This window comes from Pseudomonas sp. RA_35y_Pfl2_P32 (genome assembly GCF_963970735.1).
Classification (GTDB): domain Bacteria; phylum Pseudomonadota; class Gammaproteobacteria; order Pseudomonadales; family Pseudomonadaceae; genus Aquipseudomonas.
In genome coordinates this window covers 86,147-106,109 of the sequence record NZ_CAXAQF010000023.1, presented here as the reverse complement: position 1 = coordinate 106,109, position 19,963 = coordinate 86,147, and the positions used below count along the sequence as shown (strand labels likewise).

Genomic DNA, 19,963 nt, shown 5'->3' with positions numbered 1-19,963 from the left:
GCATCGATTCTCATCGAGGCGCGGGGTAGCTCCCCCACTCAGACGCCGAATAGATGAAAGCAAGCCAAACACGACATCAGAAACAGTATTGCAGAAAAGGGGGTAACCATAGATGTGGGAGCGAGCCTGCTCGCGAAGACCGCAAGTGCGCCGCGGTCATCCAGGCAGCAGGCGTCATTGGTGGCGACCATCGTGAGCAGGCCGCAAGCGGGCACCCGCCCCGTCCCACACACAGTGAAACCAGCCTATCCCGACACTTCTGGCATAACACTTGCTCTTGCCTTGCCGTGCGACTGTGAAAACCCGAATAGTGACGGATTATTGGCATGGCGAAGAGCGACGCAGCAGTAAAAGATCCCGCCGGCAAAGGCAAACTCAAGCTGATCCTGGTGATTGCCGCGGCCTTGGTGCTGGCCATCGGCCTGTCCGTGGGCGCGACCTGGTACTTCATGCACAGTGCCCAGAGCACGCCCGAGCCCGCGGCGGATGCGGCCAGCAATGCCAAGCCTGCGGCCATCTACGAAGCCATGGCCCCGGCCTTCATCGCCAACTACAACCAGAACGGTCGCCAGCGCTACATGCAGGTGAGCATTACCCTGCAGGCGCGAAACCAGGCTGATCTGGACGCCTTGAAAGTGCACATGCCGGTGATCCGCAACAACCTGGTGATGCTGTTCTCCGGGCAGCGCTTCGACAACCTGGCCACCCCGGTCGGCCAGGAAATGCTGCGTCAGAAAGCCACTGCCAGCGTGCAGGAAGTGGCGCAGAAAGAAGTCGGCAAAGTTGTGGTCGAGCAGTTGCTCTTTACTAATTTCGTACTGCAGTAGGAACACGACATGGCCGTGCAGGACCTGCTGTCCCAGGATGAGATCGACGCGCTGCTGCATGGCGTCGACGATGGTCTGGTACAGACCGACACCGTTGCCGAACCGGGCAGCGTCAAAAGCTATGACCTGACCAGTCAGGACCGGATCGTCCGGGGGCGCATGCCGACCCTGGAAATGATCAACGAACGGTTTGCCCGCTACACCCGCATCAGCATGTTCAACATGCTCCGGCGTTCGGCCGATGTGGCCGTGGGTGGGGTGCAGGTGATGAAGTTCGGCGAGTACGTGCATTCGCTGTACGTGCCCACCAGCCTCAACCTGGTCAAGATCAAGCCCCTGCGCGGCACGGCCCTGTTCATTCTCGACGCCAAGCTGGTGTTCAAGCTGGTGGATAACTTCTTCGGCGGCGACGGGCGTCACGCCAAGATCGAAGGGCGTGAATTCACCCCCACCGAATTGCGCGTGGTGCGCATGGTGCTGGAGCAGGCTTTCACCGACTTGAAGGAAGCCTGGCAGGCAATCATGGAAGTCAATTTCGAGTACATCAACTCGGAAGTGAACCCGGCCATGGCCAACATCGTCGGCCCCAGTGAAGCGGTGGTGGTTTCCACCTTCCACATCGAACTCGACGGCGGTGGCGGCGACCTGCACGTGACCATGCCGTACTCGATGATCGAGCCGGTACGGGAAATGCTCGATGCCGGTTTCCAGTCCGACCTCGACGACCAGGACGAGCGCTGGGTCAACGCCCTGCGCCAGGACGTGATGGACGTCGATGTGCCCTTGAGCGCCACCGTCGCCCGCCGCCAATTGCGCCTGCGCGACATCCTGCACATGCAGCCGGGCGACGTGATCCCGGTGGACATGCCCGAAGACATGATCATGCGCGCCAATGGCGTGCCGGCTTTCAAGGTCAAGATGGGGTCCCACAAGGGCAACCTGGCGTTGCAAGTGATCGAACCCATCGAGCGCCGCTGAGCGGCGTTGCTCTCCACTCGTTTTTAAATGCTTGCTGCTCGCCGAGGACAAATGATGGTTAACGATATGAATGCCCAGGACGACCAGGCCCTGGCTGATGAATGGGCCGCTGCGCTGGAAGAAGCCGGTGATGTCGGACAGGACGATATCGATGCCCTGCTGGCGGCCGATGCGGTCAGTTCGCCGTCCAACCGTCTGCCGATGGAAGAGTTCGGCAGCGTGCCGAAAAACAACGGCCCGGTGACGCTGGACGGACCGAACCTGGACGTGATCCTGGACATCCCGGTATCGATCTCGATGGAAGTCGGCAGTACCGACATCAACATCCGGAACCTGTTGCAGCTCAACCAGGGCTCGGTGATCGAACTTGATCGCCTGGCAGGCGAGCCCCTCGACGTACTGGTCAACGGCACGCTGATCGCCCATGGCGAAGTGGTGGTGGTCAACGAGAAGTTCGGCATCCGCCTGACGGACGTGATCAGCCCAAGCGAACGCATCAAGAAGCTGCGCTGAGTGAACAGGTTCCTCGGTGGGTTGCTGGCCTTGCCTGGCAGCGTGATGGCGGCCGAGCCGATGGCGGCAGTGGCTGCGCCAGCGGTCGGCAGCGGGGTGGCCGGGCAATTGACGCAGTTGGTGCTGGGCCTGCTGTTGGTGTTGGGCCTGATCTTTTTCCTCGCCTGGCTGTTGCGTCGGGTGCAGCAGGCAGGGCCTGCGGGCAGGGGCCAAGTGATCGAGTTGATCGGTTCGCGGGCCCTTGGGCCGCGGGACCGGCTGGTGCTGGTGCAGGTTGGCAACGAGCAGATTCTGCTGGGGCTGACGCCCGGCACTATCAGCGCGTTGCATGTCCTTAAAGAGCCGGTGCAGGTGCCCGGCAACGAACAGGCCACCCCCGAGTTTGCCCAGCGCTTGATGGAGTTGCTGGGTAAAGACAAGGATAAGAAGTAATGCCGTTGCGTTTCCTCCTGACGCTGCTCCTGCTGCTGGCGGCGCCCCTGGCGCTGGCTGCCGATCCGCTGTCGATCCCGGCGATCACTCTGGGCACCAATGCCGATGGCGCCCAGGAATATTCGGTCAGCCTGCAGATCCTGCTGATCATGACCGCGCTGAGTTTCATCCCGGCGTTCGTCATGCTGATGACCAGCTTCACCCGGATCATCATTGTCTTCTCGATTCTGCGTCAGGCCCTGGGCCTGCAGCAGACACCGTCGAACCAGATCCTCACCGGCATGGCGCTGTTCCTGACCCTGTTCATCATGGCCCCGGTGTTCGACCGGGTGAACCAGGACGCCTTGCAGCCGTATCTGGCGGAGCAATTGAGCGCTCAGGATGCGGTGGCCAAGGCCCAGGTGCCGATCAAGGACTTCATGCTGGCCCAGACCCGTAGCAGCGACCTCGAGCTGTTCATGCGCCTGTCCAAGCGTACCGACATCGCCTCGCCGGACCAGGCGCCGCTGACCATCCTGGTACCGGCCTTCGTCACTTCGGAGCTCAAGACCGCGTTCCAGATTGGTTTCATGATCTTCATTCCGTTCCTGATCATCGACCTGGTGGTGGCGAGTGTGCTGATGGCGATGGGCATGATGATGCTCTCGCCGCTGATCATTTCGCTGCCGTTCAAGATCATGCTGTTTGTGCTGGTGGACGGCTGGGCGCTGATCATCGGCACCCTGGCCGGCAGTTTCGGCGGTGTTTAGCCTGGTACGAGCGAGTGGCCCGATATGACGCCTGAAGTAGCGGTAGACCTGTTCCGGGAAGCGCTCTGGCTGACCACCGTGATGGTCGCGGTGCTGGTGGTGCCCAGCCTGTTGGTGGGCCTGTTGGTGGCGATGTTCCAGGCGGCGACCCAGATCAACGAGCAGACCCTCAGCTTCCTGCCGCGCCTTTTGGTGATGCTGGTCACGCTGATCGTTGCCGGCCCGTGGCTGGTGCAGACCTTCATGGAATACATCCTGCGCCTGTACGGCAGTATTCCGCAGTTGATCGGCTAGGCCATGTCGCTGCTGGCGCTGACCGACGCGCAGATCAGTACCTGGGTGGCCAGCTTCATGCTGCCACTGTTCAGGGTGACGGCACTGCTGATGACCATGCCGATCATCGGCACCCCCCTGGTGTCCAAGCGCATCCGCCTGTACTTCGCCCTGGCGATCACCGTGGTGATCACCCCCAGCCTGCCGCCGATGCCCACGGTCAACGCGCTGGACTTGAGCGGCCTGCTGCTGATTGCCGAGCAGATCCTGATTGGCGGGCTGCTGGGTTTCTCCCTGCAGTTGTTTTTCCAGGCCTTCGTGATTGCCGGGCAGATCATTTCGATCCAGATGGGCATGGGCTTCGCCTCCATGGTCGACCCCACCAACGGTGTGTCGGCGGCGGTCATCGGGCAGTTCCTGACCATGCTGGTGACCCTGTTGTTTCTCGGCATGAATGGCCACCTGGTGGTCTTTGAAGTGGTCACCGAGAGCTTTACCACCTTGCCGGTGGGCAGCGCCATGCTGGTCAATCATTTCTGGGATATCGCCAACAAGCTCGGCTGGGTGCTGGGTGCGGCCATGCTGCTGGTACTGCCGGCGATCACCGCGTTGCTGGTGGTCAATATTGCCTTCGGCATCATGACCCGCGCGGCGCCGCAGTTGAACATCTTCTCCATCGGCTTTCCGCTGACCCTGGTGCTGGGCCTGGTGATCTTCTGGATCAGCCTGGGGGACATTCTCAATCAGTATCAACCGCTGGCCACCGAGGCTTTGCAGTTGCTGCGCGATATGGCACAGGCGCGCTGAGCCATGGCCGAGAGCGAGAGTGGCCAGGACAAGACCGAAGAGCCCACGGACAAAAAGAAAAAGGACGCCCGGGAGAAGGGGGAGATTGCCCGCTCCAAGGAACTCAACACCCTGGCGGTGATGCTCGCCGGTGCCGGCGGCTTGCTGATCTACGGCGGGGGCCTGGCCCTGGATTTGCTGGACATCATGCGCCTGAACTTCACCTTGCCCCGCGACGTACTGCTCAGCCCCGGTGCCATGGGCCAGTACCTGCTGCACTCGGGCAAGATTGCGATCATCGCCGTGCAGCCGGTGTTGATCACCTTGCTCCTGGCCGCGCTGATCGGCCCGATTTCCCTGGGCGGCTGGTTGTTCGCCGGCAGCAGCCTGGCGCCCAAGTTCAGCCGGATGAACCCGGCCAACGGCCTCAAGCGCATGTTCTCCTCGACCGCGCTGATCGAGTTGCTCAAGGCGCTGGCCAAGTTCCTGCTGATCCTGTTCGTCGCGTTGACGGTATTGAAGGCGGACATCGACGATCTGTTGCGCATTGCCCATGAGCCGCTGGAGCAGGCGATTATCCACAGTGTGCAACTGGTGGGCTGGAGTACGCTGTGGATGGCCTGCGGGTTGATCCTGATCGCCGCCGTCGACGTGCCGGTGCAGCTGTACCAGAGCCACAAGAAGTTGCTGATGACCAAGCAGGAAATCCGTGACGAGCACAAGGACCAGGAAGGGCGCCCCGAGGTCAAGCAACGCATCCGCCAGTTGCAGCACGACATGTCCCAGCGGCGGATGATGGCGGCCATTCCCGACGCCGACGTGGTCATCACCAACCCGACCCACTATGCGGTGGCGCTCAAGTACGATCCGGACAAGGGGGGCGCGCCGATGCTGGTGGCCAAGGGCAGTGACTTCCTGGCCCTGAAAATCCGCGAAATCGCGGTCAGCAACAATGTGCTGCTGCTCGAATCGCCGGCCCTGGCGCGTTCGATCTACTACTCCACCGAAATGGACCAGGAGATTCCTGGCGGGCTGTACCTGGCGGTGGCCCAGGTGCTGGCCTACGTCTACCAGATCCGCCAGTTCCGTGCGGGCAAAGGCAAGCGTCCAGAACCGTTCAAGGACGACCTGCCGATCCCGGAGGATTTGCGCCGCGACGCTTGAGGGGCCTACCGCTTGTCCAAAAAAGGCCGCTACCTGTTAGTTCTGACAGTAGACGATTATCTCGTTGTGCTGCTTGATGGAGCCTGATTCATTCGATGTTTCCAGAGCGCTGTGATTGGCGAGTGAATCGAGTATGTGCGCCTCTTTGCGAGGAATTGAGTGCAAAGGGGGGGGCTTCTCTTTTAGCTAAAAGGAGTTGGATCGTGACGAAATTAATCATTGATGATTCTTTAATGGTGCTCGATGGCTGGCTGTTTCGTAATAGTGAAATTACCCCCACCCATCCACCCCCCAAGTCGTTTGGTGTAAGGGTACCCTCCAGCGGCAGCGAACCGTTCCGGTACTCAAGTGACTCTGACAATGTCGAGGTGGATGAGGTCTGCGGCCAAGTTATTTCGCGTCGGGATGGTAAGGCGGTGGTAACTGTAACGGCGGCCGACGGTCAGACGGCTTCTTATCCTGTTCAGGTTTCAAATGTCGAATACCTCTTTGGCACCGGGGCGTTTAGCACTTATACGCGATGCAAAGAGGCGGCAGAACGGCAGCAAGGACGGATTCCCTCACTGAAAGAATGGAATGCGTACTTTCTTAACTATGGTAAAGCCCCCTCGCTTGATCGATGGAGTTGGACGTCAGACCTCGCGGAGGAGAATAAAAGATGGGCATTCAAGCCATCTACGGGTGAGAAGAAAACCCTGCGTGACTTCGGATTCGGCGGGGATCTAGCGGACGGTTTTGGTATTCGCGGCTCCCACATAATCGTGTCATCGTAATAAAAAAGCCGTTGCTCATTGCGGGCAATCTTTGAATGGGTTCAAAACATCGCGGGGGGGCGCGCGCTCGCCTCCAGCGATCCGCTTGCAAGAAATACCCCCTTTGGTTATCCCTAAGGCAAAAAGTTGGAAAGCTTCTTGCAGTAGCCGCCCTGCGCCCGCTTCTGGCGTCAAAAGTTTGCTTCAAGGAACGGGGAATACCGGTGGATCGCTCTCAACTACTCAACAGTGCCCGCAGCAACGTGGCAGACCTCAGTCGAGGCAATCTGGGCGTGCCGCTGTTGCTGTTGGTCATGCTGGCAATGATGATGTTGCCGATCCCGCCGTTCCTGCTCGACGTGTTCTTCACCTTCAACATTGCCCTGTCGATCGTGGTGCTGCTGGTCTGTGTGTACGCCTTGCGGCCCCTGGATTTCGCGGTGTTCCCGACCATTTTGCTGGTGGCGACGCTGCTGCGCCTGGCGCTCAATGTGGCGTCGACGCGGGTGGTGATGCTCCACGGCCAGGACGGGCACGACGCCGCGGGCAAGGTGATCCAGGCCTTTGGCGAGGTGGTGATCGGCGGTAACTACGTGGTCGGTATCGTGGTGTTCGCGATCCTGATGATCATCAATTTCGTGGTGGTGACCAAGGGCGCCGGGCGGATTTCCGAGGTCAGCGCACGTTTCACCCTCGACGCGATGCCCGGCAAGCAGATGGCGATCGACGCCGACCTCAACGCCGGCCTGATCGATCAGGGCCAGGCCAAGACCCGTCGTACCGAGGTCGCCCAGGAAGCCGAGTTCTACGGCTCGATGGACGGTGCCAGCAAGTTCGTGCGCGGCGACGCCATTGCCGGCCTGTTGATCCTGTTCATCAACCTGATCGGCGGTATAGCGGTGGGGATCTTCCAGCACGGCATGACCTTTGGTGATGCCGGTCGGGTGTACGCCTTGCTGACCATCGGTGACGGTTTGGTGGCGCAATTGCCATCACTGCTGTTGTCCACCGCTGCGGCGATCATGGTCACCCGTGCCTCGGGCTCCGAGGACATGGGCAAGCAGATCAATCGGCAGATGTTCGCCTCGCCCAAGGCCCTGGCCGTTTCGGCCGGCCTGATGGCGGTGATGGGCATTGTCCCGGGCATGCCGCACTTTGCCTTCCTCAGCATGGCGGCCCTCGCCGCAGGCGGCGCCTACCTGTTCTGGAAGAAGCAGAACACCCTCAAGGTCAAGGCCCTGGAAGAAGTCCAGCGCCAGCAGGAACTGCTGCCTTCGCCGGCGCGGGCCATGGAAACCAAGGAGCTGGGCTGGGACGACGTGACGCCGATCGACATGATTGGCCTGGAAGTCGGCTACCGCCTGATTCCCCTGGTGGATCGCAACCAGGGCGGGCAATTGCTGGCGCGGATCAAGGGCGTGCGCAAGAAACTGTCCCAGGACCTGGGTTTCCTGATGCCCACCGTGCATATCCGCGACAACCTCGACCTGGCGCCCAGTGCCTATCGCCTGACCCTGATGGGGGTGATCCTGGCCGAGGCGGAGATTTACCCGGACCGCGAACTGGCGATCAACCCGGGGCAGGTGTTCGGCACCCTCAACGGGATTACCGCCAAAGATCCGGCCTTTGGCCTGGAGGCGGTGTGGATCGAAGTCAGCCAGCGTTCCCAGGCGCAATCGCTGGGGTACACGGTGGTCGATGCCAGTACGGTGGTGGCCACGCACCTGAACCAGATTCTGTACAAGCATTCCAGCGAGCTGATCGGTCACGAGGAAGTCCAGCAGCTCATGCAATTGCTGGCCAAGAGCTCGCCAAAACTGGCCGAGGAGCTGGTGCCGGGGGTGTTGTCGCTGTCGCAGCTGCTCAAAGTGCTGCAGGCGCTGTTGGCCGAACAGGTGCCGGTACGCGACATCCGCAGCATTGCCGAGGCGATCGCCAACAATGCCGCCAAGAGTCAAGATACCGCCGCTTTGGTCGCGGCCGTGCGCGTCGGCCTGTCCCGCGCTATCGTGCAAAGCATTGTAGGCACTGAGTCCGAGCTGCCTGTGATCACCTTGGAGCCAAGGTTGGAACAAATATTGCTCAATAGTATTCAAAAGGCCGGGCAGGGCGCCGATGAGGGTGTCTTGCTGGAGCCAAGCATGGCCGAGAAGCTGCAGCGTTCGTTGATCGACGCGGCCCAGCGTCAGGAAATGCAAGGTCACCCGGTGATTCTGTTGGTCGCAAGTCCGGTTCGCGCGATGCTCTCGCGGTTCGGACGCCTGGCAGTCCCGGGGTTGCATGTGTTGGCCTATCAGGAAATTCCTGACAACAAGCAAGTGACCATCGTTGCGACAGTAGGGCCCAACGGCTGAGGTAGTGGTTTATGCAAGTTAAGCGTTTTTTCGCCGCCGATATGCGTCAGGCCATGAAGCTGGTTCGTGATGAGCTGGGCGCCGATGCCGCGATCATCGGCAACCGCCGCATCGCCGGCGGTGTCGAGCTGATGGCGGCCCTGGATTACAAGCTGTCGGCCCTGGCGCCGCGGGTGCCGAACATTGAGCTCGAGGACGAGCTGCGCAAGACCCAGTCGCGCATTGTCACCGCCCAGGCCGAATTGAGCTTGCGTGGGGAAGGCGAGGCGGGCGAACACGCCAGTCGCCAGCTGTTTGCCGGCCTGCCGCTGACCGCCGCCGAACCCTTGATCGAACCGACCCTGTCCGAGCCGCCACGTCCTGCCCCGGCGCCAGCCCCGGCGGCGGCCATCGACCCGCGTGCCTACGATTCGATGCGCTCGGAACTCAACGGCTTGCGCGAGTTGCTCGAAGTGCAACTCGGCTCCCTGGCCTGGAACCAACTGCAAGGCCGCCATCCGCAGCAGGCCAACCTCTGGCGCCGACTGCAGCGCATTGGCCTGTCCGGTCCGTTGTCCCGCGACCTTTTGGAACTGACCACCAGTATTGAAGAACCTCGCCAGGCCTGGCGCATGCTGCTGGCGCACCTGGCGCGGATGATCGTCACCCCCGAGATCGAACCCCTGGAAGAGGGCGGAGTGATTGCCATGGTCGGCCCGGCCGGCATGGGCAAGACCACCACCCTGGCCAAGCTGGCGGCGCGTTATGTGCTCAAGTACGGCGCGCAGAACATCGCCCTGGTGAGCATGGACAGCTACCGCATCGGCGCCCAGGAACAGCTCAAGACCCTGGGGCGCATCCTCAACGTGTCGGTGACCCACTTGGATCCGGGCCAGTCCCTGGCCCAGGCCCTGGACCCACTGCTGCGCAAGCGCGTGGTGTTGATCGACACCGCGGGCCTGCAGGCCAGCGACCCGGCCTTGCGCATGCAGCTGGAAAGCCTGGCCGGTCGCGGGATCAAATCGAAGAATTATCTGGTCCTGGCCACCACCAGCCAGAAGCAGGTGCTGACGGCCGCCTACCACAGTTATAAACGCTGCGGGCTGGCCGGCTGCATCCTGACTAAACTGGACGAAACGGCAAGTCTGGGCGAGGTCTTGAGCCTGGCGATCAGTCACGCATTACCGGTGGCCTATCTGACCGATGGGCCGCGTATCCCGGATGACCTGCATCTGCCGCGCCGCCATCAGTTGGTCAGTCGCGCCGTGAGTGTACAAATGCAGGAAGAACCCAGCGAAGAAGCCATGGCTGATATGTTCGCTGATCTCTACCACAGCCCGACCAAACGGGTCGGCTGAGGTAATAATGACTAGATTTGTATCTACATCGATGGCCTGCCATGCATTGTTCCCCAGGGAACGCGCAGCCAGTCATGTAGCCCGCGTCTAAGCAAGACAAGGTATAGAAAGCACATGGGCAGCATGCATCCCGTACAGGTGATCGCGGTGACCGGCGGCAAGGGTGGCGTCGGTAAGACTAACGTTTCAGTGAACTTGTCCCTGGCTCTGGCAGAGCTCGGCCGGCGCGTCATGTTGCTGGACGCCGACCTGGGGCTGGCGAACGTCGATGTGCTGCTGGGGCTGACGCCCAAGCACACCCTGGCCGACGTGATCGAGGGCCGCTGCGAACTACGCGACGTGCTGCTGCAGGGGCCCGGCGGGATTCGTATCGTGCCGGCGGCCTCCGGGACCCAGAGCATGGTGCACCTGAGCCCGGCCCAGCACGCGGGCCTGATCCAGGCGTTCAGCGACATCGGCGACAACCTCGACGTGCTGGTGATCGACACTGCCGCCGGGATCGGCGAGTCGGTGGTCAGTTTTGTCCGCGCTGCCCAGGAAGTGCTGCTGGTGGTCTGCGACGAGCCGACCTCGATCACCGACGCCTACGCCCTGATCAAGTTGCTCAACCGTGACTACGGCATGAACCGCTTCCGCGTGTTGGCCAACATGGCGCAAAGCCCGCAGGAAGGGCGCAACCTGTTCGCCAAGTTGACCAAGGTCACGGACCGCTTCCTGGATGTCGCCCTACAATACGTCGGAGCGGTGCCCTACGACGAAAGTGTACGCAAGGCGGTGCAAAAGCAGCGTGCGGTGTACGAAGCCTTTCCTCGTTCCAAGTGCGCCCTGGCCTTCCGCGCCATCGCGCAGAAAGTCGATACCTGGCCATTGCCCGCCAATCCGCGCGGGCATCTGGAGTTTTTTGTGGAGCGCCTGGTGCAACAGACGGCGGGTCCGGTGCTATGACAGCCACTGGCTACAACCTGTACAAGCAATCGGCGCGTGACGCGCAGTACGAGCTGATCGAGCGTTACGCGCCACTGGTAAAACGCATTGCCTATCACTTGCTGGCGCGTCTGCCGGCCAGTGTCCAGGTCGAAGACCTGATCCAGGCCGGGATGATCGGCCTGCTTGAAGTGTCGACCAAGTACGACGCCAGCAAAGGCGCCAGTTTCGAAACCTACGCCGGGATCCGCATCCGCGGGGCGATGCTCGACGAGGTCCGTAAAGGTGACTGGGCGCCACGCTCGGTGCACCGCAATACCCGCATGGTCAGCGACGCGATTCGCTCAATTGAAGCTAAAACCGGACGTGACGCTAAAGATCACGAGGTTGCGGCCGAACTCCAATTGAGTCTCGACGATTATTACGGGATTTTGAATGACACCTTGGGCAGTCGCCTGTTCAGTTTCGACGACCTGTTGCAGGACGGCGAGCATGAAGGGCTGCATGAGGATGGCGCGAGTGCTCATCTCGAGCCGTCGCGTGACCTGGAGGATGAACGCTTCCAGGCGGCGCTGGCGGACGCGATTGCCAATTTGCCGGAGCGTGAGCGACTGGTGTTGGCGCTGTACTACGACGAGGAGCTGAACCTCAAGGAAATCGGTGAGGTCCTGGGGGTCAGCGAATCGCGGGTCAGCCAGTTACACAGCCAGTGCGCAGCCCGTTTGCGGGGGCGTTTGGGAGAGTGGCGAGCGCGCTGACAGCAGTGTGGGGACACTGCGAACGACACCGCGACAGCCTTGGGCTGGCGCGGTCATCATCCGTTGTGCTCCAAACCGTCGTTGAGTGCTCTGCCTGTTGATTGAATGGCGTGCCCAGGTGCTGGGCGCGTTTAAGACTGCTTGGAGGTCGAATTGGACAAGAACATGAAAATCCTCATCGTTGATGACTTCTCAACGATGCGGCGGATCATTAAAAACCTGTTGCGTGACCTCGGGTTCACCAACACGGTCGAGGCAGACGACGGCACTACCGCCATCCCTGTGCTCAACAGTGGCAGCATCGACTTTCTGGTCACGGACTGGAACATGCCGGGCATGACCGGTATCGACCTGCTGCGCCACGTGCGCGCCAACGAAAAGCTCAAGCATTTGCCCGTGTTGATGGTGACCGCTGAAGCCAAGCGCGAGCAGATCATCGAAGCGGCCCAGGCCGGTGTTAACGGCTACGTGGTCAAGCCGTTCACCGCCCAGGCGTTGAAAGAGAAGATCGAGAAGATTTTCGAACGCATCGGTTGATGACTGGCGCCACGGGGGAGCTATGGAACAACGAGAGATTTCACAGGGCGATTTTGAATCGACCCTGAAAAAACACGCGGTCGAATTGGTCGAAAGCCTGGAAAAGGGCAAGTTCGGCGACGCTGTGCAACTGATCCATGAGCTCAACCAGACCCGTGACCGCGGCTTGTACCGGGAAGTGGGCAAGCTCACTCGTGAGCTGCACAGTGCGATCGTCAATTTCCAGATTGACCCGAACATGCCACAAGCCGAGGAAGTCTCGCAGATCACCGACGCCACCGAGCGCCTGGGGTATGTGGTCAAACTGACCGAAGCGGCGGCCAATCGCACCATGGACCTGGTGGAGAACAGCACGCCGCTGGTTAATGCCCTGGGGACCGATGCCCAGGCGTTGAGCGCGGACTGGGGGCGTTTCATGCGCCGTGAAGTGGGGGCTGAAGAGTTCCGTGAGCTGGCTCGGCGCGTCGATGGTTTCCTGAGCCGCAGCGCCAGCCACAGCCAGGTCGTGGCGGGCAACCTCAACGACATTCTGCTGGCCCAGGATTACCAGGACCTGACCGGTCAGGTGATCAAGCGCGTGACCCAACTGGTCACGGAAGTGGAGAGCAATCTGCTGAAACTGGTGCTGATGGCCAGCCAGGTCGACCGCTTTGCCGGCATCGAACATGACCGTGCAGCGATCCTCGCGGAAAAAAATCCGCAAAAACATCTGGCGCAGGGTGAAGGTCCGCAGATTCATGCCGATAAACGTGATGACGTGATGTCCGGTCAGGACGATGTCGACGATTTGCTTTCCAGCCTTGGATTCTAGGAGCACCCCTACACATGAGCTTCGGCGCCGATGAAGAGATCCTTCAGGATTTTCTGGTTGAGGCCGGCGAGATTCTGGAGCAACTGTCCGAACAACTGGTCGAGCTGGAAAGCCGACCGGATGATGCGGACCTGCTCAATGCAATTTTTCGCGGTTTTCACACTGTAAAAGGGGGCGCCGGCTTCCTCCAGCTCAACGAGTTGGTGGAGTGCTGCCACATCGCCGAGAACGTCTTCGACATCCTGCGCAAGGGTGAGCGGCGCGTCGACTCGGAGCTGATGGACGTGGTGCTCGAAGCGTTGGACGCGGTCAACGGCATGTTCAGCGAAGTGCGCGAGCGCGCACCGGTCACTGCCGCGACTGCCGAACTGCTGGCGGCCCTGGCGCGCCTGGCGGAACCGCAATCGGCCGACGAGGTGGCAGCGCTTGCGCCAGCCCCCGAGGAACCGGTCGCCGCCAGCGACGATGGCGACATCACCGATAACGAGTTTGAACAACTGCTCGACTCGCTGAATGCGGTCAAGGCGCAAGCCGAGGCGCCTGTGGTCCAGGCACCGGTAGCGGCGACCGGCAGTGATGAAATCACCGATGCCGAGTTCGAGTCGTTGCTCGACCAGTTGCACGGCAAAGGCCAGTTCGCCGTGGACAGCCTCTCGCCTCCGGTCGAGCCGGTTGCACCGGTGGTTGCGGCCGAAAGCAGCGACATTACCGACGACGAATTCGAAGCCTTGCTCGACCAGTTGCACGGCAAGGGTAACTTTGCCGTTGAAGCGCTGGAGTCGGCGATTGCTTCGGTTCCGGCAGCTGTCGCCCCTGAAGCGGCGGCGGTGGGCAGCGACCTGATCTCCGATCACGAGTTCGAATCCCTGCTCGACGAGTTGCACGGCAAGGGCACGTTCAGCCATGTCGCCGGCAATGCCGAGACCGCTGCGGTCAGTGCCGCGCCGGCTGCAGCGGTGGCGGCCAAAGCCGTGGCCCCGGCCGCCAAGGCACCCGTCGCCAAACCGGCCCCCGCCCGTGCCCAGTCTGCGCCACCGGCGGAAAAGCCGGCCAGCGAAGCCGAGACCACCGTGCGGGTGGACACCGCGCGCCTGGACGAAATCATGAACATGGTGGGCGAACTGGTACTGGTGCGTAACCGCCTGGTACGCCTGGGGCTCAACAGCGGCGACGAAGCCATGTCCAAGGCGGTGTCGAACCTCGACGTGGTGACTGCGGACCTGCAGACCGCGGTCATGAAGACCCGCATGCAGCCGATCAAGAAAGTGTTCGGGCGCTTCCCGCGCCTGGTTCGCGACCTGGCCCGCCAGCTCAAGAAAGAGATCAACCTGGAACTGGTCGGCGAAGAAACCGATCTGGACAAGAACCTCGTCGAGGCCCTGGCCGACCCGCTGGTGCACTTGGTGCGCAACGCCGTCGACCACGGCATCGAGTCGCCGCAGGAACGCGAAGCCGCGGGCAAGTCCCGGGGCGGCAAAGTGGTGCTGGCGGCCGAGCAGGAGGGTGATCACATCCTGTTGTCGATCTCCGACGACGGCAAAGGCATGGACCCCAACGTCCTGCGCGCCATCGCGGTGAAACGCGGGGTGATGGACAAGGACGCGGCCGAGCGCCTGAGCGACACCGAATGCTACAACCTGATCTTCGCCCCGGGTTTCTCGACCAAGACCGAGATCTCCGATGTGTCGGGGCGTGGCGTGGGCATGGACGTGGTGAAAACCAAGATTTCCCAGCTCAATGGCTCGATCAACATCTACTCGACCAAGGGCCAGGGTTCGAAGATCGTGATCAAGGTGCCGTTGACCCTGGCGATCATGCCGACCCTGATGGTCATGCTCGGCAACCAGGCCTTCGCGTTCCCGCTGGTCAACGTCAACGAGATTTTCCACCTCGACCTGTCGCGCACTAACGTGGTCGACGGCCAGGAAGTGGTGATCGTGCGGGACAAGGCCTTGCCGCTGTTTTACCTCAAGCGCTGGCTGGTCGCCTCCGCCGCTCATGAAGAGCAGCGCGAGGGCCACGTGGTGATCCTTTCGGTGGGCACCCAGCGGATCGGCTTTGTCGTCGATCAACTGGTCGGCCAGGAAGAAGTGGTCATCAAGCCATTGGGCAAAATGCTCCAGGGAACGCCGGGCATGTCGGGCGCCACCATTACCGGTGACGGTCGCATCGCGTTGATTCTCGATGTCCCGAGCATGCTCAAGCGTTACGCCACGCGGCGTATTTGATTCTGGTGGAGTGGGGCGCCTGGCGCCCCGTTGCGCCTATATGGAGTGTTTATGGCAGTCAAAGTCCTGGTGGTGGATGATTCCGGTTTTTTCCGCCGCCGCGTCTCGGAAATCCTTTCGGCGGACCCGAACATCCAGGTGGTCGGTACCGCGACCAATGGCAAAGAGGCGATTGATCAGGCGCTGGCCCTCAAGCCCGACGTGATCACCATGGACTACGAGATGCCGATGATGGATGGCATCACGGCGGTGCGGCATATCATGCAGCGCTGCCCGACCCCGGTGTTGATGTTCTCCTCGCTGACCCATGAAGGCGCTCGGGTCACCCTCGACGCGCTGGACGCCGGCGCGGTGGACTTCCTGCCGAAGAATTTCGAAGACATCTCGCGCAACCCGGAGAAGGTCAAGCAACTGCTGTGCGAGAAGGTCCACAGCATTTCGCGCAGTAACCGGCGTTTCAGTGCCTATCGGGCACCGACAGCGGTGGCGCCGACGCCGGTTGCGTCGCCGGCCCCAGCCCCTGCGCCGGTCAGCGGTTTTGCCGGCAGCAGCCCGGCACCCCGTCCGGCAGTGGCGCCCGCGCCAACCCGTGTTGCGGCAGCCGCGCCGTCGTCGCCCGCGCCCAAGCGCAAGGCCTACAAGCTGGTGGCCATCGGTACCTCCACGGGCGGCCCGGTGGCCCTGCAGCGCGTGCTGACCCAGTTGCCGGCCAACTTCCCGGCGCCCATCGTGCTGGTCCAGCACATGCCGGCGGCCTTTACCAAGGCCTTCGCCGAGCGCCTGGACAAGCTGTGCCGGATCAGCGTCAAGGAAGCCGAGGATGGCGACATCCTGCGTCCGGGCCTGGCCTTGCTGGCGCCTGGCGGCAAACAAATGATGATCGATGGCCGTGGTGCGGTGAAAATCCTCCCCGGTGACGAGCGTCTGAACTACAAGCCGTGCGTGGATATCACCTTCGGTTCGGCGGCCAAGTCCTACGGCGACAAAGTTCTGGCGGTGGTACTCACCGGCATGGGCGCCGACGGTCGGGAAGGCGCGCGCCTGCTCAAACAGAGCGGCAGTGCCATCTGGGCCCAGGATGAAGCCAGCTGCGTGATCTACGGCATGCCGATGGCCATCGTCAAAGCCAACCTGGCCGATGCCATCTACGACCTCGACGAGATCGGCAAGCACCTGGCCGAGGCGTGCCTCTGATGGATGTGCTGAGCCTGATCGGGATCATCATGGCGTTTGTCGCCATCATCGGCGGCAACTACCTCGAAGGCGGGCACCTGGGTGCCCTGGCCAACGGCCCGGCCGCCCTGATCGTGCTCGGCGGGACCCTTGGCGCGGCGCTGCTGCAGTCACCGATGAGCGCCTTCAAGCGTGCCATGCAGATTCTGGTGTGGATTTTGTTTCCGCCACGGGTCGACCTGGCGGGCGGCATCGATCGGGTCGTCAACTGGAGTCTGACCGCGCGCAAGGAAGGCCTGCTGGGCCTCGAGGGCGTGGCGGATGCGGAACCCGACAGCTATTCGCGCAAGGGCCTGCAATTGTTGGTCGATGGCGCGGAGCCGGAGGCGATCCGCAGCATCCTGGAAGTGGATTTCTACACCCAGGAAAGCCGCGACATCGAAGCGGCCAAGGTCTTTGAAAGCATGGGCGGGTACGCCCCGACCATCGGCATCATCGGCGCAGTGATGGGCCTGATCCATGTCATGGGCAATCTGGCCGATCCGTCGCAACTGGGCAGCGGCATTGCCGTGGCCTTCGTCGCGACCATCTACGGGGTGGCCAGTGCCAACCTGGTGCTGCTGCCGATCGCCAGCAAACTCAAGGCCATCGCTCTGCGTCAGTCGCGGTATCGGGAAATGCTGCTCGAAGGCATTCTGTCGATCGCCGAAGGTGAAAACCCTCGTTCCATCGAACTCAAGCTTCAGGGCTTCATGGACTGATGGGGGGCAAGGGGCATGGCACGTCGGCGCTACACTGAAGAACCCGTCAACCATGAACGCTGGCTGGTGTCCTACGCTGACTTCATTACCTTGCTGTTCGCCTTTTTTGTGGTGATGTATTCCATCTCCTCGATCAACGAAGGCAAGTACAAGGTGATCTCCGAGGCGCTGATCGGCGTGTTCACCGACGCCGACCGGGCCCTCAAGCCGATCCCCATCGGTGATGAACGGCCGCAGACCGTGACCCCGGCCAAGCCGCTGGTCAAGGACAGCGAGCAGCTCGACGCGGGCATTGCCCAGGCCGCTGACGACCCGCTCAAGCGCATCGCCGATGACATCAGCGCGGCCTTCGGCGACCTGCTCAGTGCCAACCAGATGACGATCCGCGGCAACGAATTGTGGGTCGAGATCGAGCTCAATTCCAGCCTGTTGTTCGGCAGCGGTGATGCCATGCCCAGCGACATTGCGTTCAACATCATCGATAAGGTCGCGGCCATCCTCAAACCGTTCGATAACCCGATTCACGTCGAAGGTTTCACCGATGACCTGCCGATCCGCACGGCGCAGTACCCGACCAACTGGGAGCTGTCCTCGGCCCGCTCGGCGAGCATCGTGCGCATGCTCGCGATGCAGGGCGTCAACCCGCAGCGCCTGGCGTCGGTGGGGTATGGCGAGTTCCAGCCGGTGGCCAACAACGCCACCGCCGAGGGGCGGGCGCGCAACCGACGGGTGGTGCTGGTGATCTCGCGCAACCTCGATGTGCGACGCAGCCTGACCGGTACCGGTACCGCCCATGCACAACCGGATGCGGCATTGCAGCGGGCTGGCACACAAACTGCACCGACCCAGGTCAAGTCGCCGGGGGCGCAGAACGCCGTCAATTCTCCGTCACCCGGCTTGCCACGTTGAGCTATTTCTCGGTTGCCCCATACGACCGGGAGGAACGAACTGAATGAGAGTCTGGGCAGTTGCCAATCAAAAGGGTGGTGTTGGTAAAACCACTTCCTCCATCGCGTTAGCCGGGTTGCTGGCTGAGGCGGGCAAGCGCGTGGTCGTGGTCGATCTCGACCCCCACGGCTCCATGACCAGTTACTTCGGTTACGACCCGGACACCCTGGAGCACAGCTGTTACGACCTGTTCCTGCACGGCGGCAGCGTGCCGCAAGGCCTGCCCGGGCAATTGTTGTTGCCCACCAGCGACGAACGCATTTCCCTGCTGCCGTCGAGCACCGCGCTGGCCACCCTGGAGCGCCAGTCGCCGGGCAAGAGCGGCCTGGGCCTGGTGATTGCCAAGAGCCTGGCGCAGTTGTGGCAGGATTTTGATTACGCACTGATCGACAGCCCGCCGTTGCTCGGCGTGCTGATGGTCAATGCCTTGGCGGCAAGCCAGCAACTGGTGATCCCGGTGCAGACCGAGCACCTGGCAGTCAAGGGCCTGGAGCGTATGGTCAACACCCTGGCGATGATCAACCGTTCGCGCAAACAGGCGTTGCCGTTCAGCATTGTGCCGACCCTGTTCGACCGTCGCACCCAGGCCTCCCTGGGCACCCTGCGGGTGCTGCGTGATCGGTACCCGGATGACATCTGGCAGGGCTATATCCCGGTCGACACCCGGCTGCGCGATGCCAGCCGTGCCGGCCTCACGCCTTCGCAGTTCGACGGCAAGAGCCGTGGTGTGCTGGCCTATCGTTCGTTGCTCAAGCACTTACTGGCGCAGCAACTTGTCGCGCAGGTGGCTTGAGATGAACCGGCCGCTGAAAACCACCTCACGCCCGCAACTGGCGCTGCAATCCTATCTTGACGCCCTGCTGCAGGACGCCACCGAAGAGCCACCTGCGGAGGTGGCCGAGGTCATCGAAGTACGCGAGGCGATCGAAGCTCAAGGGGCGCTGGACGAGTTCCAGGCGGCGGTGCTGCAAGAGCAGGCGCGCGACGCTCTGCCTCCGGTGGTCGAGGCTCCCCTGGTGACGTTGGTGGAGGCTGTGGTCGCTCCGGCCGCCCTGCATACGCTGGTCGAGCCGGTGGCCGAGGTGCACCTGCCGCCGAGCAACACGCTACCGCCCGTGGACAGCGAGGGCCGGCCGAGCTGGGCTGCCGAGCCGTTCGAATGCCTGTTGTTCGACGTGGCGGGTTTGACCCTGGCGGTGCCGCTGGTGTGCCTGGGCTCGATCTATCCCCTGGCCGGCCATGAGCTGACGCCTCTGTTCGGCCAGCCGGAGTGGTTCCTGGGGATCCTGCCGAGCCAGGCCGGCAACCTCAAGGTGCTGGATACCGCGCGCTGGGTCATGCCCGATCGCTACCGCGACGACTTTCGCCAGGGCCTGCAATACGTGATCTCGGTGCAGGGCTACGAGTGGGGGCTGGCGGTGCATCAGGTCAGCCGCTCGTTGCGCCTGAACCCCAATGAAATCAAATGGCGCAGTCATCGCGGGCAACGGCCATGGCTGGCCGGCACCGTGATCGAACACATGTGCGCCTTGCTCGATGTCGCGCAACTGGCCGAGTTGATCGCCAGCGGCGGGGCCAAACACATGGGCGCGCGCAAGCCGCTGCACTCACTGACATAACAAGCCGCTGGCGGCCCGTCGTGGCGGCCAGGCAGAACA

General features: G+C 62.1%; 21 protein-coding genes. All 21 read left to right on the top strand.

Going from position 1 to position 19,963, the window contains the following annotated elements; translation table 11 throughout:
* The first annotated feature begins 326 nt into the window (after nucleotides 1-326).
* The 21 genes from fliL to AACY45_RS22180 all read left to right on the top strand — a co-directional run bounded on the left by fliL (nucleotide 327) and on the right by AACY45_RS22180 (nucleotide 19,924).
* Nucleotides 327-827, top strand: a complete 501-nt coding sequence (gene fliL, locus AACY45_RS22280; protein WP_339547409.1) for a flagellar basal body-associated protein FliL — start codon at nucleotides 327-329, stop codon at nucleotides 825-827.
* A gap of 9 nt (nucleotides 828-836) precedes the next feature.
* On the top strand, nucleotides 837-1,805 hold the full coding sequence (gene fliM / locus AACY45_RS22275) for a flagellar motor switch protein FliM (protein ID WP_339547408.1): 969 nt from the start codon (nucleotides 837-839) through the stop codon (nucleotides 1,803-1,805).
* Between the two features lie 54 nt (nucleotides 1,806-1,859).
* Nucleotides 1,860-2,318, top strand: coding sequence for a flagellar motor switch protein FliN (gene fliN, locus AACY45_RS22270; RefSeq protein WP_339547407.1), 459 nt, complete (start codon nucleotides 1,860-1,862; stop codon nucleotides 2,316-2,318).
* Nucleotides 2,319-2,363: 45 nt separating this feature from the next.
* A complete protein-coding gene (gene fliO / locus AACY45_RS22265) occupies nucleotides 2,364-2,750 on the top strand; it encodes a flagellar biosynthetic protein FliO (protein ID WP_339547410.1) in 387 nt (128 codons plus the stop codon).
* A complete protein-coding gene (gene fliP, locus AACY45_RS22260; RefSeq protein ID WP_339547406.1) occupies nucleotides 2,750-3,499 on the top strand; it encodes a flagellar type III secretion system pore protein FliP in 750 nt (249 codons plus the stop codon). The genes fliO and fliP overlap by 1 nt, the downstream gene beginning before the upstream one ends.
* A 24-nt stretch (nucleotides 3,500-3,523) precedes the next feature.
* On the top strand, nucleotides 3,524-3,793 hold the full coding sequence (fliQ, locus tag AACY45_RS22255; protein WP_027621022.1) for a flagellar biosynthesis protein FliQ: 270 nt from the start codon (nucleotides 3,524-3,526) through the stop codon (nucleotides 3,791-3,793).
* Between the two features lie 3 nt (nucleotides 3,794-3,796).
* A complete protein-coding gene (fliR, locus tag AACY45_RS22250) occupies nucleotides 3,797-4,579 on the top strand; it encodes a flagellar biosynthetic protein FliR (RefSeq protein ID WP_339547405.1) in 783 nt (260 codons plus the stop codon).
* 3 nt (nucleotides 4,580-4,582) lie between these two features.
* Complete coding sequence (gene flhB, locus AACY45_RS22245; protein WP_339547404.1) at nucleotides 4,583-5,722, top strand: flagellar biosynthesis protein FlhB; 1,140 nt, start codon at nucleotides 4,583-4,585, stop codon at nucleotides 5,720-5,722.
* 203 nt (nucleotides 5,723-5,925) lie between these two features.
* Nucleotides 5,926-6,495, top strand: coding sequence for a hypothetical protein (locus AACY45_RS22240; RefSeq protein WP_339547403.1), 570 nt, complete (start codon nucleotides 5,926-5,928; stop codon nucleotides 6,493-6,495).
* Nucleotides 6,496-6,698: 203 nt separating this feature from the next.
* Nucleotides 6,699-8,828, top strand: a complete 2,130-nt coding sequence (flhA, locus tag AACY45_RS22235; protein WP_339547402.1) for a flagellar biosynthesis protein FlhA — start codon at nucleotides 6,699-6,701, stop codon at nucleotides 8,826-8,828.
* An 11-nt stretch (nucleotides 8,829-8,839) separates the two neighbouring features.
* Entirely contained in the window at nucleotides 8,840-10,165 is a 1,326-nt protein-coding gene (gene flhF, locus AACY45_RS22230) for a flagellar biosynthesis protein FlhF (protein WP_339547401.1), read from the top strand.
* Between the two features lie 114 nt (nucleotides 10,166-10,279).
* Nucleotides 10,280-11,110 carry a flagellar synthesis regulator FleN gene (gene fleN, locus AACY45_RS22225; RefSeq protein WP_339547400.1) on the top strand — a complete coding sequence of 277 codons (831 nt, stop codon included), beginning with the start codon at nucleotides 10,280-10,282 and terminating at the stop codon, nucleotides 11,108-11,110.
* The gene (fliA, locus tag AACY45_RS22220; RefSeq protein ID WP_339547399.1) at nucleotides 11,107-11,847 is read left to right on the top strand and encodes an RNA polymerase sigma factor FliA; all 741 of its coding nucleotides are present in this window, start codon (nucleotides 11,107-11,109) and stop codon (nucleotides 11,845-11,847) included. Before fleN ends, fliA begins: the two co-directional genes overlap by 4 nt.
* Before the next feature lie 165 nt (nucleotides 11,848-12,012).
* On the top strand, nucleotides 12,013-12,384 hold the full coding sequence (locus tag AACY45_RS22215; protein ID WP_339547398.1) for a chemotaxis response regulator CheY: 372 nt from the start codon (nucleotides 12,013-12,015) through the stop codon (nucleotides 12,382-12,384).
* 22 nt (nucleotides 12,385-12,406) lie between these two features.
* Nucleotides 12,407-13,195 (top strand): protein phosphatase CheZ, encoded by a 789-nt coding sequence (locus tag AACY45_RS22210; RefSeq protein ID WP_339547397.1) that lies wholly within the window; start codon nucleotides 12,407-12,409, stop codon nucleotides 13,193-13,195.
* 14 nt (nucleotides 13,196-13,209) lie between these two features.
* Entirely contained in the window at nucleotides 13,210-15,423 is a 2,214-nt protein-coding gene (locus AACY45_RS22205) for a chemotaxis protein CheA (RefSeq protein ID WP_339547396.1), read from the top strand.
* A 51-nt stretch (nucleotides 15,424-15,474) separates the two neighbouring features.
* The gene (locus AACY45_RS22200; protein WP_339547395.1) at nucleotides 15,475-16,617 is read left to right on the top strand and encodes a protein-glutamate methylesterase/protein-glutamine glutaminase; all 1,143 of its coding nucleotides are present in this window, start codon (nucleotides 15,475-15,477) and stop codon (nucleotides 16,615-16,617) included.
* Nucleotides 16,617-17,357 carry a flagellar motor protein gene (locus tag AACY45_RS22195; RefSeq protein ID WP_339547394.1) on the top strand — a complete coding sequence of 247 codons (741 nt, stop codon included), beginning with the start codon at nucleotides 16,617-16,619 and terminating at the stop codon, nucleotides 17,355-17,357. The genes AACY45_RS22200 and AACY45_RS22195 overlap by 1 nt, the downstream gene beginning before the upstream one ends.
* Nucleotides 17,358-17,372: 15 nt before the next feature.
* The gene (motD, locus tag AACY45_RS22190; RefSeq protein ID WP_339547393.1) at nucleotides 17,373-18,266 is read left to right on the top strand and encodes a flagellar motor protein MotD; all 894 of its coding nucleotides are present in this window, start codon (nucleotides 17,373-17,375) and stop codon (nucleotides 18,264-18,266) included.
* A 43-nt stretch (nucleotides 18,267-18,309) separates the two neighbouring features.
* Nucleotides 18,310-19,098 (top strand): ParA family protein, encoded by a 789-nt coding sequence (locus AACY45_RS22185; protein ID WP_339547392.1) that lies wholly within the window; start codon nucleotides 18,310-18,312, stop codon nucleotides 19,096-19,098.
* A 1-nt stretch (nucleotide 19,099) separates the two neighbouring features.
* Complete coding sequence (locus AACY45_RS22180) at nucleotides 19,100-19,924, top strand: CheW domain-containing protein (protein ID WP_339547391.1); 825 nt, start codon at nucleotides 19,100-19,102, stop codon at nucleotides 19,922-19,924.
* Nucleotides 19,925-19,963: the final 39 nt, after the last annotated feature.

What these genes read in the sequence shown, in the direction of transcription:
- fliL (WP_339547409.1), top strand. Translation starts at nt 327, where the DNA reads ATGGCGAAGAGCGACGCAGCAGTAAAAGATCCCGCCGGCAAAGGCAAA.
- fliM (WP_339547408.1), top strand. Translation starts at nt 837, where the DNA reads ATGGCCGTGCAGGACCTGCTGTCCCAGGATGAGATCGACGCGCTGCTG.
- fliN (WP_339547407.1), top strand. Translation starts at nt 1,860, where the DNA reads ATGGTTAACGATATGAATGCCCAGGACGACCAGGCCCTGGCTGATGAA.
- fliO (WP_339547410.1), top strand. Translation starts at nt 2,364, where the DNA reads ATGGCGGCCGAGCCGATGGCGGCAGTGGCTGCGCCAGCGGTCGGCAGC.
- fliP (WP_339547406.1), top strand. Translation starts at nt 2,750, where the DNA reads ATGCCGTTGCGTTTCCTCCTGACGCTGCTCCTGCTGCTGGCGGCGCCC.
- fliQ (WP_027621022.1), top strand. Translation starts at nt 3,524, where the DNA reads ATGACGCCTGAAGTAGCGGTAGACCTGTTCCGGGAAGCGCTCTGGCTG.
- fliR (WP_339547405.1), top strand. Translation starts at nt 3,797, where the DNA reads ATGTCGCTGCTGGCGCTGACCGACGCGCAGATCAGTACCTGGGTGGCC.
- flhB (WP_339547404.1), top strand. Translation starts at nt 4,583, where the DNA reads ATGGCCGAGAGCGAGAGTGGCCAGGACAAGACCGAAGAGCCCACGGAC.
- flhF (WP_339547401.1), top strand. Translation starts at nt 8,840, where the DNA reads ATGCAAGTTAAGCGTTTTTTCGCCGCCGATATGCGTCAGGCCATGAAG.
- fleN (WP_339547400.1), top strand. Translation starts at nt 10,280, where the DNA reads ATGGGCAGCATGCATCCCGTACAGGTGATCGCGGTGACCGGCGGCAAG.
- fliA (WP_339547399.1), top strand. Translation starts at nt 11,107, where the DNA reads ATGACAGCCACTGGCTACAACCTGTACAAGCAATCGGCGCGTGACGCG.
- AACY45_RS22215 (WP_339547398.1), top strand. Translation starts at nt 12,013, where the DNA reads ATGAAAATCCTCATCGTTGATGACTTCTCAACGATGCGGCGGATCATT.
- AACY45_RS22210 (WP_339547397.1), top strand. Translation starts at nt 12,407, where the DNA reads ATGGAACAACGAGAGATTTCACAGGGCGATTTTGAATCGACCCTGAAA.
- AACY45_RS22205 (WP_339547396.1), top strand. Translation starts at nt 13,210, where the DNA reads ATGAGCTTCGGCGCCGATGAAGAGATCCTTCAGGATTTTCTGGTTGAG.
- AACY45_RS22200 (WP_339547395.1), top strand. Translation starts at nt 15,475, where the DNA reads ATGGCAGTCAAAGTCCTGGTGGTGGATGATTCCGGTTTTTTCCGCCGC.
- AACY45_RS22195 (WP_339547394.1), top strand. Translation starts at nt 16,617, where the DNA reads ATGGATGTGCTGAGCCTGATCGGGATCATCATGGCGTTTGTCGCCATC.
- motD (WP_339547393.1), top strand. Translation starts at nt 17,373, where the DNA reads ATGGCACGTCGGCGCTACACTGAAGAACCCGTCAACCATGAACGCTGG.
- AACY45_RS22185 (WP_339547392.1), top strand. Translation starts at nt 18,310, where the DNA reads ATGAGAGTCTGGGCAGTTGCCAATCAAAAGGGTGGTGTTGGTAAAACC.
- AACY45_RS22180 (WP_339547391.1), top strand. Translation starts at nt 19,100, where the DNA reads ATGAACCGGCCGCTGAAAACCACCTCACGCCCGCAACTGGCGCTGCAA.